Annotated in this window: 14 protein-coding genes; 10 read left to right on the top strand and 4 right to left on the bottom strand. The window is 68.5% G+C overall.

The features are described from left to right. The first annotated feature begins 90 nt into the window (after window positions 1-90). The 10 genes from QNO09_RS21690 to QNO09_RS21735 all read left to right on the top strand — a co-directional run bounded on the left by QNO09_RS21690 (window position 91) and on the right by QNO09_RS21735 (window position 10,600). Window positions 91-1,092 (top strand): UDP-glucuronic acid decarboxylase family protein, encoded by a 1,002-nt coding sequence (locus QNO09_RS21690; protein WP_283972015.1) that lies wholly within the window; start codon window positions 91-93, stop codon window positions 1,090-1,092. Window positions 1,093-1,136: 44 nt separating this feature from the next. Further along, complete coding sequence (locus tag QNO09_RS21695) at window positions 1,137-2,039, top strand: WecB/TagA/CpsF family glycosyltransferase (protein ID WP_283971889.1); 903 nt, start codon at window positions 1,137-1,139, stop codon at window positions 2,037-2,039. Next, a complete protein-coding gene (locus QNO09_RS21700) occupies window positions 2,036-2,848 on the top strand; it encodes a class I SAM-dependent methyltransferase (protein ID WP_283971890.1) in 813 nt (270 codons plus the stop codon). The genes QNO09_RS21695 and QNO09_RS21700 overlap by 4 nt, the downstream gene beginning before the upstream one ends. Window positions 2,849-2,853: 5 nt before the next feature. Then, entirely contained in the window at window positions 2,854-3,528 is a 675-nt protein-coding gene (locus QNO09_RS21705) for an FkbM family methyltransferase (RefSeq protein ID WP_283972016.1), read from the top strand. Beyond that, a complete protein-coding gene (locus tag QNO09_RS21710) occupies window positions 3,528-4,787 on the top strand; it encodes a glycosyltransferase family 4 protein (protein WP_283971891.1) in 1,260 nt (419 codons plus the stop codon). The genes QNO09_RS21705 and QNO09_RS21710 overlap by 1 nt, the downstream gene beginning before the upstream one ends. 143 nt (window positions 4,788-4,930) lie before the next feature. Continuing rightward, window positions 4,931-5,989: a glycosyltransferase family 4 protein gene (locus QNO09_RS21715; protein ID WP_283971892.1), complete on the top strand. Its 1,059-nt coding sequence runs from the start codon at window positions 4,931-4,933 to the stop codon at window positions 5,987-5,989. A 328-nt stretch (window positions 5,990-6,317) separates the two neighbouring features. Next, the gene (locus QNO09_RS21720; protein WP_283971893.1) at window positions 6,318-7,019 is read left to right on the top strand and encodes a class I SAM-dependent methyltransferase; all 702 of its coding nucleotides are present in this window, start codon (window positions 6,318-6,320) and stop codon (window positions 7,017-7,019) included. A gap of 509 nt (window positions 7,020-7,528) precedes the next feature. Then, on the top strand, window positions 7,529-8,320 hold the full coding sequence (locus QNO09_RS21725) for a class I SAM-dependent methyltransferase (RefSeq protein WP_283971894.1): 792 nt from the start codon (window positions 7,529-7,531) through the stop codon (window positions 8,318-8,320). Further along, window positions 8,317-9,045 (top strand): hypothetical protein, encoded by a 729-nt coding sequence (locus QNO09_RS21730; protein ID WP_283971895.1) that lies wholly within the window; start codon window positions 8,317-8,319, stop codon window positions 9,043-9,045. Before QNO09_RS21725 ends, QNO09_RS21730 begins: the two co-directional genes overlap by 4 nt. Before the next feature lie 10 nt (window positions 9,046-9,055). Beyond that, complete coding sequence (locus tag QNO09_RS21735) at window positions 9,056-10,600, top strand: oligosaccharide flippase family protein (RefSeq protein ID WP_283971896.1); 1,545 nt, start codon at window positions 9,056-9,058, stop codon at window positions 10,598-10,600. Here QNO09_RS21735 and QNO09_RS21740 read toward each other — a convergent pair whose 3' ends face one another. From QNO09_RS21740 to gmd, 4 genes are all read right to left on the bottom strand, one after another. After that, on the bottom strand, window positions 10,601-11,377 hold the full coding sequence (locus QNO09_RS21740; RefSeq protein WP_283971897.1) for an FkbM family methyltransferase: 777 nt from the start codon (window positions 11,375-11,377) through the stop codon (window positions 10,601-10,603). Between the two features lie 26 nt (window positions 11,378-11,403). Further along, complete coding sequence (locus tag QNO09_RS21745; protein WP_283971898.1) at window positions 11,404-12,843, bottom strand: hypothetical protein; 1,440 nt, start codon at window positions 12,841-12,843, stop codon at window positions 11,404-11,406. Between the two features lie 75 nt (window positions 12,844-12,918). After that, window positions 12,919-13,860 (bottom strand): glycosyltransferase family 2 protein, encoded by a 942-nt coding sequence (locus QNO09_RS21750; protein WP_283971899.1) that lies wholly within the window; start codon window positions 13,858-13,860, stop codon window positions 12,919-12,921. Then, window positions 13,857-14,900 (bottom strand): GDP-mannose 4,6-dehydratase, encoded by a 1,044-nt coding sequence (gene gmd, locus QNO09_RS21755; protein WP_283971900.1) that lies wholly within the window; start codon window positions 14,898-14,900, stop codon window positions 13,857-13,859. The genes QNO09_RS21750 and gmd overlap by 4 nt, the downstream gene beginning before the upstream one ends. Window positions 14,901-15,433: the final 533 nt, after the last annotated feature.

The raw sequence follows: 15,433 nt of genomic DNA on the forward strand, positions 1-15,433 counted from the left end.
AATAGAAACACGACATTGACCTACACTTCGGCAATGACACCGAAGCTCGACCTCGCCACCAGCCTGGGCGGGGCGGCCGAGAGGACCTGCATGCGTGCGGTAGTGACGGGTGGGGCCGGGTTTCTCGGCTCCCATTTGTGTGAACGGCTGCTTCAGGCGGACCACGAAGTCGTCTGCGTGGACAACTTCCTGACATCCAGCCCCGAGAACATCGAGCACCTCACGGGTGACCGGCGCTTCCAGTTCCGTCATCGGGACATCACCCAGGGCCTGGACGACCCAGGGCCGGTGGACGCCGTCTTTCACATGGCTTCACCAGCCTCGCCCGCGGACTACCTGAGACTGCCCCTGGAGACACTCCGAGTGGGCTCCGCCGGCACCTGGCACGCCCTGGATCTGGCCGCCGCCAAGGGCGCCCGCTTCCTGCTGGCCTCCACCTCCGAGTCGTACGGCGACCCGCTGGTCCATCCTCAGCCGGAGGGCTACTGGGGACATGTGAACCCGGTGGGCCCGCGTTCGGTGTACGACGAGGCGAAGCGCTTCGGTGAGGCACTGACGATGGCGTACCGCAGGAGCCGTGGTGTGGACGCCAAGATCGTGCGCATCTTCAACACCTTCGGGCCGCGGATGCGCCCGGACGACGGACGGGCGATCCCCACCTTCATCCGCCAGGCGCTGAGCGGGGACCCGATCACGGTCAGCGGTGACGGCAGCCAGACCAGGTCCCTGTGCTACGTCGACGATGTGGTCGAAGGCCTGCTGCTCATGTTGGCCGGCGACCACTGCGGACCCGTCAACCTGGGCAATCCACACGAGGTCTCCATGCTGGAGCTGGCACAGTGGATCGGCAAGCTCACCCGGTCCCGCTCCGAGATCACGCTCATTCCCCGTCCCCAGGACGACCCCGAGCGGCGGCGTCCGGACATCGCCCTGGCCCGCGAATTGCTGAACTGGGAACCCACGACTCCCGTGGAACGCGGCCTGTGCGACACCGTCACGTACTTCCGCCGGCGTCTGACCCCCGGGGAGATCGCCGGGAGGGGCACGCGGCACGCCGGATGCACGCCGAGCTCCGAAGCCGCCCGCTCATGACCGCCCCTCCGAGCAGTCGAACGACAGCGGTGACGGCGGCTCCCGTGATCGAGTGCCTCGGTGTGCCCATCACCGCGCACACCCGCGACAGTGCGGCCGGCCATGTCGTGCACCTGGCCGGCCGGATGCGCGAGGCACGCCATGGGCTCACCGACGGACCCGGCGCCTCCGGCATCCGGCGCGGCAGTGACGTACACCTGTCCAACGCCTACACGCTCGCGCTGGCCGACCGGGACCCCGAACTGCGCGGCATCCTCCGCTCGGCCGCCCTCAACCTCCCCGACGGGCAGCCGGTCGTGTGGGCCAACCGACTGCTGCATCCGAGCGCCGCACTGCCGGGCACGCGTGTCTATGGCCCCGACCTCCTCACGGACGTCTTCGCCCTGACTCAGCACACGGATCTGAACCACTACCTTCTCGGCTCCACGCCCCAGGTGCTCGACGCACTCCACCAGGAGCTGCGGCGGCGCTATCCCGGGGCGCGGATCGTCGGCACCTGCTCCCCGCCCTTCCGACCCCTGCACGTCCACGAATGGCGGCAGCAGGTGGAGGAAATCCGTTCCGCCGAGGCGGACATCGTCTGGGTCGGACTCGGCACGCCGAAGCAGGACCGCTGGGCCGCCGAACTGTGCGACGCCCTGCCGGTGGTGGCCGTGGCCGTGGGCGCGGCCTTCGACTTCATCGCCGGCAACAAGCCGCAGGCACCGCACTGGATGCGGCACAGCGGGCTGGAATGGCTGTTCCGGCTCGGCTGTGAACCACGCCGCCTGTGGCGCCGGTACCTGTTCGGCAACGCGCGCTTCGTCCACGGGGTGGTGCGCCAGGCGTCACGCCCGGTGCGAGCGGACAGCGGTGCGGTACACGCGGCATCCGATCGCCTGAATTCGGGCCGACTCGTCGGCCAAGGCCGGGAAAATCCCGACATCGTTCCTAAGGTACGGCCATGACGATCACTCCGGTCACACCCTCGATGGGGGATCTGCAAGAGCGCGAGCACGGAGTCGGGCACGACTACGCGGCGGGCTCCCCCCACATTCGCCACCACACGATTCGCGACCGGCTGATCGGAGACCTCCACACCCTGGTCCAACAGGTCACCGACCGGAACGGGCAGTGCCGGGTGCTCGAACTGGGAGCCGGACACGGCACCTTCACCGATCATCTCGTGGCCGCGGGCGCGCAGGTCACGGTGACGGAGATGAGCGAGCCGAGCGTCCGCTTCCTCCGGAGCCGCTTCCACCGCAATCCGCAGGTCACCGTGATCCACGACAAGGACGGCACCGCGGCCTGCCAGGCCGGGCCGCTCGACGCCGTGGTGTGCATCTCCGTGCTGCACCACATCCCCGACTACCTGGGCACTGTCAGGCAGCTCATCGAGCGCATCGTTCCCGGCGGCGCGTTCCTCAGTGTCCAGGATCCCCTGTGGTACCCGCGCCGGTCACGGGTGTCGCTGAGTCTGGACCGGAACGCGTACTTCCTCTGGCGCCTCGGCCAGGGTCAGCTCCGCCGCGGCCTCGCCACCCGCCTGCGCCGGCTACGCGGCGTCTACGACGACGCCAATGAGGCCGACATGGTCGAGTACCACGTCGTCCGCGACGGCGTCGACGAGGAAGCCCTGCGGGACCTGCTCGCACCGGCCTTCGCGACGGTGGAGGTCCGGCGTTACTGGTCCACCCAGTCGGGGTTGCTTCAGGCCGTCGGAGAGCGCCTCTTCCCGCCGACGACCTTCGGCCTCGTCGCCACGGAACGCGTGTGACGCACATGGCGGCGGCACACCTCACCCGGCGGATCAAGCTGAAGACCGCGGAGGCCGTCGTGCCCTGGCTGACCCGGATTCTCCCGGGTCACGGTCTGGAGCGGTTCGGCAGCGCATACGGAGGGTGGTGGGTCCCCACCGACCTGATCGGTGAGGATTCCGTCGTCTACGCGGCAGGTGTCGGCGAGGACGTCAGTTTCGACCTCGCCCTCATCCGGCGCTTCGGGTGTGAGGTCTGGGCCATGGACCCCACACCCCGCTCGGTCGCGTTCGCCGGAGGAGTCACCGAACCGCGATGGCATTTCCTCCCCTTCGGGTTGTGGAAGGAGGACGCGGTGCTGCACTTCCATCCACCCGCCGATCCCGCGCACGTGTCCCACTCCGCGACCGAGGTCCGTGGTCAGGGGCCTGGGTTCGACGCCCAGTGCCACACATTGACCACCTTCATGAGGAAGCTGGGACACCAGCGGGTCGACCTGCTGAAAATGGACATCGAAGGAGCCGAGGAACCAGTGCTTGACCGGATTCTCGCCGAGGGCACACTGCCGCGAGTTCTCTGCATCGAATTCGACACTCCGCAAAGCCCCTGGGCCCTGCGCCGACGGCTCCGCCTACTGGAGGACGCCGGTTACGTCGTGCGCCACGCGGAGGCGCGCAACTACACGCTCACGCGCGGCTGATGGCTCCCGGCACGGCTTTGCGGCACGGCTCCTCGCCCTTGCGCGTCGCCGTGGTGCACAGCTTCTACAGTTCGGCCACTCCCAGCGGCGAGAACCAGGCCGTGGCCGATCAGCTGGCAGCCCTCGCCGGAGCGGGTCACGAGGCGCACCTCGTGGCCGCGCACACCGACGAACTCGGCCGCTCCCGGTTCTACCCATTGCGGGCCGCCGCCACCGTGAGTAGCGGGCGAGGCCGTTCCCCCCTGGCCGACCTGCGGAGGCTGCGTCCGGACGTGGTCCATGTGCACAACCTCTTCCCCAACTACGGGAACTCCTGGCTGCGGCGCTGGGACGGACCGGTCGTCGCCACGGTGCACAACTACCGGCCGCTGTGCGCCGCCGCCACGCTGTACCGGCACGGAGCGATGTGCACCCGGTGCCCCGACGGCGACCGGTGGGCCGGGCTGCGGAACGGCTGCTACCGCGGCTCGTCCGTGGCCACCGCGCCACTGGCGTGGGCCGGGCGCCGCGGAGCCGCCGCCCATCCACTGCTGCGTCGCGCGGACCGTGTCGTGGTGCTGTCCGCGACCAGCCGCCGGATGTACATCCGTGCCGGGATCGAACCGGGACGGCTGGACCTCGTGCCGAACTCCACCACCGACCCCGCACTCCCAGGCCCCGCGGAGACGTTCCGGCACCGTACGGGCACGAATGAAGCCGCCTGGGTCTTCGCCGGGCGTCTGAGCCCGGAGAAGGGCCTGATGGAGCTGCTGGCCCGCTGGCCGGCCGGAGAGCGGCTGGACGTGGTGGGCGATGGCCCCCTGCTCGACGACTGCCGCCGGGCCGCACCGAGGGCGGTCCGCTTCCTCGGAGCGCTCGAACACGCCGACCTCCGGCAGCGCCTGTCTTCCTGGCGGGGTCTGGTCTTCCCCAGTCGCTGGCTGGAAGGCGCCCCCCTGATCTATCCCGAGGCACTGGCCGCCGGACTACCGGTACTGGCGTTCGCCGGTTCAGCCGTCGCGGACTCGGTGCGGGAACAGGGCACAGGCACGGTGGTGCACTGGAACGAACCACTGGGCGCCGTCCTCCGCCGCGCCGCCGAGTGCTTCCCTTCGCTGCGCCCGCACTGCCGGGACGTGTTCCTGCGTCATTACACGGAACAGGTCTGGGCCGAGCGCATCGAGGCCGTGTACGCCGCCGCTCTCGCGCACCGTGCCGCCCTCCGGCCCGCCCCGGCCGTCGTCGGCCGGGCGAGCACAGCGAGGGGCACGACGTGCTGAAGGCCGGCCACCACCCGAGGATCGTGATCGTCCAGCCCTACATCCCCAGCTACCGGACCGCATTCTTCGAACGTCTCAGGAGTGATCTTCAGGCCGAAGGGTGCGCCTTGGACGTGCTGCACGGTCCTCCGCCCCCCTCTCACGTGGCACGACAGGACGCTTCGCACTGCTCGGGCGCGATCGAGGTCCCGGTGCGCCGTCTCGGCGTACCCGGAGGCCGGTCACTCGTCTGGCAGCAGGTGCAACGGCGAGCGGCCTCCGCCGACGTCGTCGTACTGGAACAGGCGTTGCGCAATCTCGAAACGTATCCGCTGCTTCTTCGGCAGGCGCGCATGACCGGTGGTCTCACTCCGCGTGTCGCCCTGTGGGGCCACGGCCGTACCTACACCAAGCCGGTGAGCCGCATCGAGACCGCCGCCAAGGACGCCCTCACCCGGCGCGCCTCCTGGTTCTTCGCCTACACCGAGGGCGGAGCCGACCACCTCGCCTCCGGCGGCTTTCCACGCCGGCGCATCACCGTGGTGCGCAACTGCGTGGACACCGTAGCGCTCGCCCAGGCCCGCGAGCGCGCGGGAACGCCCGGGACCCAGGAGTTCGCCGAAGCGGCCGCCCTGCGGTCGCGCCACGGGTTGCTGCCCGGACGGACAGCCCTGTTCGTGGGCGGGCTGGACGCTCCCAAGCGAATCCCCCTGCTGCTGGAGTCTGCTGGGCGCATCGCCCGCGCCCTGCCGGGATTCCGGCTGCTCGTGGCGGGGGACGGTGCCGATCGGCCCTTGGTCGAGGCCATGGCCTCCACGGCCAAGAGCCCGGTGGTCCCCCTGGGGCATATGACGGGAAGCCAGGTAGCGCTGCTCGGAGCGGTGTCGGACGTCATGCTGATGCCGGGCAGGGTGGGGCTGTGCGCGGTGGACTCGTTCGTTCTGCGGACCCCTGTAATCACCACGGACTGGCCCTGGCACGCACCGGAGTTCGAATACCTGAGGAACGGACACAACGCCGTCATCACGTCCGACGACCCGACGGCGTACGCGGCGGCGGTGCAGGCGCTGCTGACCGACCAGGCCCGTCTCGCCTCCCTCCGAGCGCGCTGCCGGGAGGACGCCGCCGCCTACACGACCGACGCCATGGCCACGCGTTTCTGTGAAGGGCTGCTCCGGCTGCTCAGCGAGACCCGAAAACCCGCGGCGGACAAGCTGTGGTGAGGCAGTGAGCCTTCTCAGCGTTGCCGCTCCAGGGCGAGGACGGCTGCGGTGATTGGCGACATGCGATTCGGCTGCACCGGGCTCCGCGGAATGCCCGCCAGGACTTCAGACGGGCCACACCCGCTCGACCCGATCAGTGGCCACGCTGAAAAGCCCCGTGTCGCAGATCGAATCGGGTGGCCTGGAGCCGCAGCGCATGGCGGCGGTCGCACCCGCGGTGCTCATCGGCTCACGCCGGGACCGGGCACCTTGCCGAGGGCGAGTGCCGGCCCCGATGAGCTGGACAAATACCAACAGGCTGCGTGCCGGACGACCGGGCGGGTGATGCATGCCGCATGCCAGGTGTGGCACCGAAACCGGTCCGAGGCAGCGCTGTAGCGTCGCTCGCGTGTCTGTTGCGAAAAGCGTTGCCAGGTCGGTCATCGGCGTCGTCAACCGCCCCGTCGCCAAGGCCCGGTTCGCGTATGCGGCCAGGTCAGGGCCCCTCCTAAAGATCGAAGTGGGCGGCTTCCGGAGCCGTCGGCCCGGCTGGATCTGCACCGATGTCTGCTGGCACACACGGTCTTATCTGGATGCCACCAAGACGTGGCCCGTCCGCTCCGGCTCGGCGAGTCACATCTACTCCGACAACATGATCGAGCACATCCGCCTCGAGCCTGCCCGCCGCATGTTCCGTGAAGCCCGGCGCGTTCTGGCACCTGGTGGGCGCATCCGGCTGTCGACACCCGATGTCGAGCACGCTGTGCGGCTGTACCTGGCACGTGACGACGAGACGCGACGGGAGATGGAGGAGTGCCGGCGGAGGGGGTACCAGGCCGAGCATCCGGTTGATCTGCTGCGCATGACCTTCCAGGACTGCGGCCATCACGCCGGATTCCTGTGGGACTTCGAGGCGGTGGAGGCGGAGCTCCGGTCAGCTGGTTTCTCCGCCGTCCGTCGTTACGCACCCGGCCAGAGCGATGATCCTGAACTCCGGAACCTGGAGTCCCGGCCCCAATTCGCCTTGATCGTCGAGGCGGCTGTTGCCTGATCCCCGTCTCGCGGTGTTCGGCTGACGACGCCCTGCGACAATCGGCACGGCAGATGTGAACCCCGAGCAGCACCGAAGTCTCGACATCTCACGGCCAACCATGCAGGAGCTTGTCAGAGGGCGTCTGAAAAGCCAGTCAGCGGGCAAGTTGCCTCCGGAGCGGGAGATTCTTTGTCCGCTGGTTCCGGCGGTCAAGCATGCTCATCGTCACCCGCGAGGGTCCTCGCCGACCGCGCCCGCATGGGAGCCGGCCGTGGGTGACGACATCCCTCAGGCGCCCACCGGGCCGCGACCTCACGCCAGTCCGAATCGCATGTCGTCAATCACTGCAGCCGTCCTCGCCCTGGAGCGGCAACGCTGAAAGAACTCAGTGAGCCACATTCCGACTGCGCATCGACGCCGGGAAATCAGCCGCCCAACGGAAGTTCGGCGCGTGCGTCAGGACCATTCCATACGACCGTGACAGACTGGCCGGGGCTTGGGATTCCATACGCCCCGGAGGAGGAGCTGTGAAAAGCGGAGTTGATTTGCAGCGCGCCGCGATGGCGGAAATCTGCAGTATCCGGGACGACTGGTCCTTCCATGTGACCAGCGATCCGCTGACCCGTTTTCTGCGCGACCGGCGGCTGCAAACCGCGCTGCGCATGCTGCGCGTTCGAGGACTGCTCGATCCAGCGAAACAGAGCGTGCTGATCGTCTGCGGCGGTGTGGGCGGAGAGGGCATCTTCCTGAGGCGTTACGGCTTCACGGACATCACGGTCAGTGATCTGTCCGAAGAGACACTCGCCGTGTGCCGCGGCCTGGAACCAAGACTTCGAACCATGTCTCTGAACGCGGAGAACATGGCCGAGATTCCGGATTCCAGTTACGACCTGGTCCTTGTCCAGGACGGCCTGCACCACTTGCCGCGACCGGTTCTGGGTTTCACCGAGATGCTCCGGGTGGCCCGGAGGGCCGTCATCGTGATCGAGCCGCACGACGGTCTGGTGGGAAAGCTCATCGGCACCGAATGGGAACGGCAAGGAGACGTCGTCAACTATGTCTTCCGATGGAATCGCTCGATCCTGGACCAGGCCACCCGCAGCTATCTGCTGTGCAAGCAGGCGATCGTACTGCCGCGCAGGATGTGGGACCACAACGTGGTGGTCGGAAAGCTGGCACGCCGCTTTCCGGATCGTTGGCGCCTGCCGGTGGCGAAAGCCGTCTACCAAGTACTGCGGCCGGTGAACCGGCTCGGCAACATGATGGTCGCGGTGGTGGTGAAGGCGGACGGCAACCCGGCACATCGGAGCGGACGGTGAACCTTTCACAGCGTGCCTACATCAGGGTCAGCGCCGCCTTGCCTGCCGCGATCTCCTTCCGGACGGATCTGCTGTTCCCACGCCTGAGCATGCCCGAACTGGGGCCGTTCAATGGGCAGCTCAGGCGACAGGAGATCATCCGCGAACTGCTGGCGTCGATCAGCTTCGACGAGATCGTCGAGACCGGTTCCTTCCGCGGCACTACGACGAGGTTCCTGAGTGACATCTCCGGCCTGCCCGTCCACTCCGCCGAGATCGAAGAGAGGTTCTACAGATACGCTGCGGTGAAATGCCGCAGCCTTCCAGGGACCCGCCTGTACCACGCAGACTCACGGAAGATGCTGAACATCCTCTCGAAGCGGCCAGGAAACCCCGCGCTGCTCTTCTATCTCGACGCTCACTGGCAGGAGGACGTACCTCGCTACCAGGAACTGGAGATCATTGAGGCGCACTGGAGCAGAGCCGTCGTGATGATCGATGACTTCCGCGTGCCGGGCGACCCCGGTTATCAGTTCACCTCGTACCACGGAATCCCGTTGGACGTGAACTACCTTCCCGGGCTCCCGGGCTGGAAGGCCTTCTATCCGAAGAGCGATTCGGTCGGCGAGACCGGCGCGAAGCGGGGATGCATCGTCCTGGCGAGCCCTGAGATGGCCCCGGCCGTGGACGCGCTCTCCAGCCTGCGCGCGGGCGAACTCACCCGGCAGAGCATCGCGAACGGGTGAACCCTCGGACATGCCAGCGGATCACCGTGCGACCGCCTCCGCCCGGCACCGATCTTCGGAAACCGCATCCCGGTCAGCCGTGATCAGCCTGCGCTGGAACATCGCCGGCTCCGTGGTGATCGTGCTCCTCCAACTCGGATACACGGCCTACACCGCCCGCGCCGTGGATGCCCGTGCCTACGGCGTCTACGCCATCACGCTGACGGTAGTGCCGTTCTTCGGCTACTTCGCCAACGCCGGACTGTCGGCCTGCGTGCTCCGGTCGGAGTGCCTGACGCTGCCCTTCGTGCGCGCCGCCCGGCGTCTCGGCATGGTCTCCGGTGCTGTGTGTTTCCTTCTGGTGGAAGCGGTGGCCCCGGTCTTCGGCTCCTTCTTCCACATGCCGGACCTCACCGTCATGGCGCGCCTGCTGGCATGCGTGTTCCTCGTACAGCCGAGCGCCAATGTGACCGTCGCGGCCATGCGTCGCGCGGGTGCGGCCCCGATGGCCGTGCTGACCGAGTCGCTGGGCCAGGCGGTGGGGGTGGCAACGGCGGCAGGTCTTCTCGTGTGCGGCTGGAACCCCTTCGCACTGGCCCTCGCACAGCCGGTCGCAGCGGCCGTGGCCCTGTCCGTGGGCACGGTCTGGGTCACTCGCCGGCCGCTGCCTCCCGGGCCCCCGGTCAGGGCTCGCGATCTCCTCGCCCCTTCCGGATTCATGACGAGCCACAGCCTGGGGCAGTTCATCACCAACAACATCCCGCTGTGGGCTTCGGGCCGGCTGCTCGGTCCGGGCGCCGCGGGATCGTACTCCCGAGCATCCTTGTTCACCGGGCTGCTTCTGATGTTCCTGTATCAAGGGATCAACTGGGCCTTGACCCCGCTGCTCGCCGAGCGGCGCGCCGAGGGTCTGCGTTTCCGCCAGGACGCGCAGCGAACGCTGTGTGCGGCGTCGGCCGTGGCGTTCATCGGCTTCGGCATCACGGCAGGCATCGGGCCGGCGGTCCTCCGCCTGCTGCTGGGGCCGGGCTGGGAGCCGGCCGTGGCACTGGTCCCTGTCCTGTCCGCGACGGCGGCCATGACCTTGCTGTGCTATTGCGGAGGGTTGATCGACCAGGTACGGAACGCGCCACGGGCCCTGCTCGGCACGCTGACGGTCACGGTCGTGGCGACCGTGGCGGGGGTTGCCGCGGCCGCGTTCGCGCAGGCCCTCCTGCTGGTCGCGGCCGCGGCCGCCGCGGGACAGGGGGTGGGCCATCTCGTGCAGTTGGCGGCCTGGCACCGGTCCGGCCTGATGCGCGCCGGCGCCGCCCTGCGTTTGCATGGGGTGCACCTCGCCGTCGGGGCGGCATTGGGCGGCGCTGCCGCGCTCGGCTCCGCGGACCGTCCCGCGCCAGCGGCCTTGGGATGTGGCCTGGTCGCGATACTGCCGGTCGTGCTCGTGTGCGTACTTCTGCGCGGCCGGATTCCCGTATTCGCGGTTGCTGTCGCCACGGGTCTGCTACGGAGCCGGAGATCGCTCACTTCCCCTCTCCCGTCGTCTGCGGCCACGGATCCGTCCGACCCGCCGCGTTGATCACGGGTGGCCGAGTGCCCCGTCATCCGGGCTTCCGCGTCGTTCCGCCCGCGCGCCTTCACGAAGGAACACCGCGTCGCACTGCAACATCTGCCCGGTCCGGCTGTCGCTGAAGCCGGGCACCAGTGCCGCCAGGGTCATCCCGTACCGGCGCTGCGCGATTCCCAGCGCGTCTTCCAGGAGCAGACCTCCCTCGTACAGTGGGACACACGAGACTTCCATCTGGAGTCCGGTGCACTGACCGACGCGGTCCGCGGCTCCTTCCAGGACGGCTCCTTCATATCCCTGGACGTCCAGTTTCAGGAACACGCGCTCCTCGGGACCGGCCACTCGCGGCCAGACGGCGTCGAGGCGAAACTGCTCGGCTTCCTGGACGTCCACGTAGCGGGATTCCGGGCAGGCCTCTGCGTGCCTGGACAACATGGGCAGCACGGAACTGCTGGCACATCCATTACCGGCTACGTTGACGTTCACGGTGCGATTCTTGTCACCGAGGGCATACGGAAACACTTTCCACAGCGGGTCCGCCGCGGCGCGGCGGCGCAGCGTCCGCAAGGGCTCGTGGAGCGGCTCGAAGGAGACGATCCTTCCCCGGTATCCGAACCGCCGCAGCATCGCTCCGTACTGACCGCGGTTCGCCCCCACATCGAGCACTACATCGATGCGGCTGCGGTGAATCAGCTGCACGACGCGGTAGTCGAGTGAACACTGCGGAAACCGGTTCACATCAAGGCCGATGCTCTGTGCGGCGAGACGGATGCGATGAAGGAAAGTCATTGCCCCATTCTCGGGGCTACTTCCGCTTATTGCTGGTATTCACCGTGCCTCTGATTCGCCCCTTTCTCGGCTGTGTCACCCCTCTGCTGGGCGACGAGCGGTTTTCTCCGCACATCGCTGAACCGGCCTGCCGCGTCGGCACGCAGCTGCCACAGACACAGCCCGAGGAGGACCCCTTGCTCGGGAAACGGAGAGTACGAGACGAAGAGTACGAGCTGGGAGACGACCACCAGACGCAGTGCCGGCGTACCGTTCCCGCAGCGACCGAGCCGCCGCCATACGAGAACGTACAAGGTCAGCAGCGTGAGCAGTCCGATCGCGCCCAGGCGAAGCAGGACGTGCAGGTAGTAGTCGTGCGGGGAGACGGAGATCACCACGCCTCCGACCCACCGGTCGTAGCCGGCGCCGAACGGACTGCCCAGCAGCCATTCGATCAGGGTCTTGGGCCCGTCCATCAGCTCCTGCCAGCCGAGAACCCGCCAGGAGAAGGTGCTGTTCGGGTCCTGAGTCTCCGCGAAGGAGTCGGCGAGGACGCTGCCGACCCCGCCGAACATGCCGGCAGTGAACGCCAGTGCGACGATGCACAGGGACACTGCGGCTGCTGCCGCGGAGGCAAGGCGTTGACCTGCCCGGGCAGGAATCAACGCCCACCACATGACCGCCATCACGATGGTGATCGCCCAGACGGTCCGGTGTTGCAGCAGCACCACGAAGACCAGACAGAGTAGCGCCGGCAGGATCTTGCCGCGGGCGCCGTCGGGCCGGCCTTTCCGCTCCCGCCGGTCTCTTCCCGGGCTGTTCTCCGCGGTCGTGGCCGGGGCGGACGAGTCCCCGCCCCATGGGCACAGCAGGAGCACCGCACTTTGCGCGAGGACCAGAGCCGACCTGGCCGGCACCGGCCTGGGGTCGTACACCTCCCCTCCTACGGTGGCGGCGTCGACGACCGAATGCAGTCCGGTGTTCAGCCATCCGACCAGGCTCAGTGCGGCGTACGCGGCGGCCGAGACCAGCCACAGCCGCACGACGGCCCGGGCCCTGCCGGCGTGCAGGGGCGCGGTCGCCACATACAGGACCGAGGCGAAGACCTGCCAGAAGTAGACGCGGGCGTCATTGGCGGCGGCGGGCAGGCCCCACGCACCGACTCCCCGCTGAATCGACCATACGATCAGGAACAGCACCGCCAGTACGAGCACCAACTCGGCCCGGGGCGCCACCCCACGCCGCAGTAGCCGGGCGCCGGCCACCAGCATGGCGCAGGCGGCCAGCAGATCACTTGGGCGGATGCTGACGCCGACATCGAAGAGCGGGATCTCACCATTCGCGGCGATCACCCACACCTGTACGCCCAGGAGGAGACCGATGGCGGTGTTGCAGTGCTGGGTGAAGATCCACAACAGGACGACGAAGAGCGCCAGTCCGACGAAGAGGGTCTGAGTAATGTCCGAGGCGACGGCTAGGTCGTGCACCGTTGGTCCGTCCTGGGGGGTGATGAGCCGAAGGCGGAAGCACGCGGCAGCACGCCGTGGCGGTGAAGGGGTGCTTCAGAGGGGCAGGTGATGGTTCGACACCGGCTGTGGGGGTGGCGGCGCGGGTGCGTCGCCGGCCGGAGACCGTCTCGTCCGCACGGCGGTGACCAGTGTCTTCGCATACGGGGAACAGAAGACGAGCGGCGACCAGACCCCGAAATGGCGACGGCAGAAGCGCCACCATGGCCCGGGGGGCTGTTCCCGTACCGATGTCGCCCGACGCAGCGCCGTGCGTACCGTGATCCTGGTGGCCCGCGAAGTGCCGGGGGCGAACGGCGGATGGTCGTCACAGACACCCACGTGCCCCGGAGCCAGCAGAACCGGGATGCCCGCCTTCCGTGCCCGCAGTCCGTAGTCGCTGTCTCCCATACGGTGCGGGAAGGCAGGGTCCAGGTCTCCGAGTGTCCGTCGTGCCGCATGGGTGACCAGAACCGCGTTGCCGTTGCAGGAGTCGCAGGCCAGGGGCTTACGGGGGTCTGGTTCGACCCGCTCGAGACGCGGTGGGCGCCAGGGGGTGCGACGGAGCCGGTAGCCGCCGTAAGTGGTGCGGCTTCCGTCGGCGGAGAGCATGGCGCCGACGGCCACGGCCGCCCGTTGGAGCGGGTCGGCGGTGCGCAGCAGCACGGCGAGCGCGTTCGGGGCGAGGACCACATCATCGTTGAGCCACAGCACGTGAGCGCCGGGGTCCGCTCGTGCCGCCGCCATGGCCGTGCCCGTACCCCAGTACACATCGGGATCCGTCCTGACCACATCGGTGCCCGGAAAGGCGGCGCGCACGGCGGCGCCGGTTCCGTCGGTGCTTCCGGCGTCGACGAGGTGCACGGTCACGGCTGTCCTGGGCGGCAGTCCGAGCTGCCTGTCCAATGACGCCAGGGCTGCCAGAGTTCTGTCCCGGCGGTTATGACAGGTCATCAGGACGGCTACCTTCTGTGGGGCCGGGCTCCCTGTACGCGTCACTGAGCGACCAACTCCAATGCCGTCGGAGCGGCGGGTGCGCCGACGGGAGCGGCAGGCGCCGGGGGCAGGGCCGCGATCTCGGCATCGACCATCAGCCGGGCCAGTTCCGGGGCCCGCACGGTCGGACGCCACCCCAGCACCCGCTCGGCCTTGGAGGCGTCTCCGACGAGGTCGTCCACCTCGGTCGGCCTCAGGTATCGCTCGTCGAACCGCACATGGTCGCGCCAGTCGAGGCCGACATGGGCGAAACACTGCTCGACGAAGTCGCGCACGCTGTAGCTGACGCCGGTGGCGACCACGTAGTCGTCCGGTTCGTCCTGTTGCAGCATCCGCCACATCGCCTCGACGTACTCCGCCGCGTACCCCCAGTCCCGCCGGGCGTCGAGGTTGCCCAGGTAGACCACGTCCTCCAAGCCGGCCTTGATGCGTGCGGCGGCCGTGGCCACCTTGCGGGTGACGAAGGTCGGGCCGCGGCGAGGAGACTCGTGGTTGAACAGGATGCCGTTGACCGCGAACATCCCGTACGCCTCCCGGTAGTTGCGCGTCGCCCAGTACGCGTACACCTTGGCGACCCCGTACGGGGAGCGGGGGTGGAAGGAGGTGCCCTCGTGCTGGGGCGGCGGGGAGGCACCGAACATCTCGGAGCTGGACGCCTGATAGAAGCGGCAGGGCAGGCCCGTTGTCCTGATCGCCTCCAGCAACCGCGTGGTACCCAGCCCGGTGGCGTCCCCGGTGAACTCGGGCTCGTCGAACGAGACCCGCACGTGGGACTGGGCGGCCAGATGGTAGACCTCGTCGGGGCGCAGCCGCTCCAGCAGCCCCGCGATCCGGGTTCCGTCGGTCAGGTCGCCGTAGTGCAGGAAGAGACGCGCCTCGGGGTCGTGCGGATCCCGGTAGAGGTGCTCGATGCGCTGCGTGTTGAAGGTCGAGGCGCGGCGGACGATTCCGTGCACCACGTATCCCTTCTCCAGCAGCAGTTCTGCGAGGTAGGAGCCGTCCTGGCCGGTGATGCCGGTGATGAGCGCGGTCTTGTCCGTCACGCGGGTTCCTTTGCTGGGCTGTGCGGGGTGGAAGGCGCCTGAGCGGGGGCGGGAAGCGGCGGGCACGGCTCACTTCCTGGCGACGAGGGACTTGGGAAGTCCTGCGAAGCGTTCGAACCAGATGGTGGAAGCGGGGAAGTAGGACCGCATCTCGGCTGCGGACAGCAGCTCGACCTCCTGGACGTCCCGGGTGGCCTGCGCACGCCCCGCGCGTGGGATGTGTCCATGCCCCCAGCGCCGGGAGACGGCGACGCGGGCCGGGAACGGGAGCCATTGAAGCCCTGGAAACAGCCAGTGGGGTTCGACGGGGAAGTAGCGGTAGGGGGTCTACACCCAATGGTGGTCCGCGTGGCTGTGCACCGTGTCGGCGAACTGCTTCCGTCGGTGGTGCCCTCCCACATGCTCCAGGACGGAGTTCGAGTACACCAGGTCGAACGCCGGGTGACCATGTGCGTCGGCAGCGAGAGGCTGCACGCGTCCGCGACGACGGGCGTGATTCCGGACTCGGCATGCCGGGCCGTGCGCGGGTCGAG

Source organism: Streptomyces sp. 378 (genome assembly GCF_030124145.1).
GTDB lineage: Bacteria > Actinomycetota > Actinomycetes > Streptomycetales > Streptomycetaceae > Streptomyces.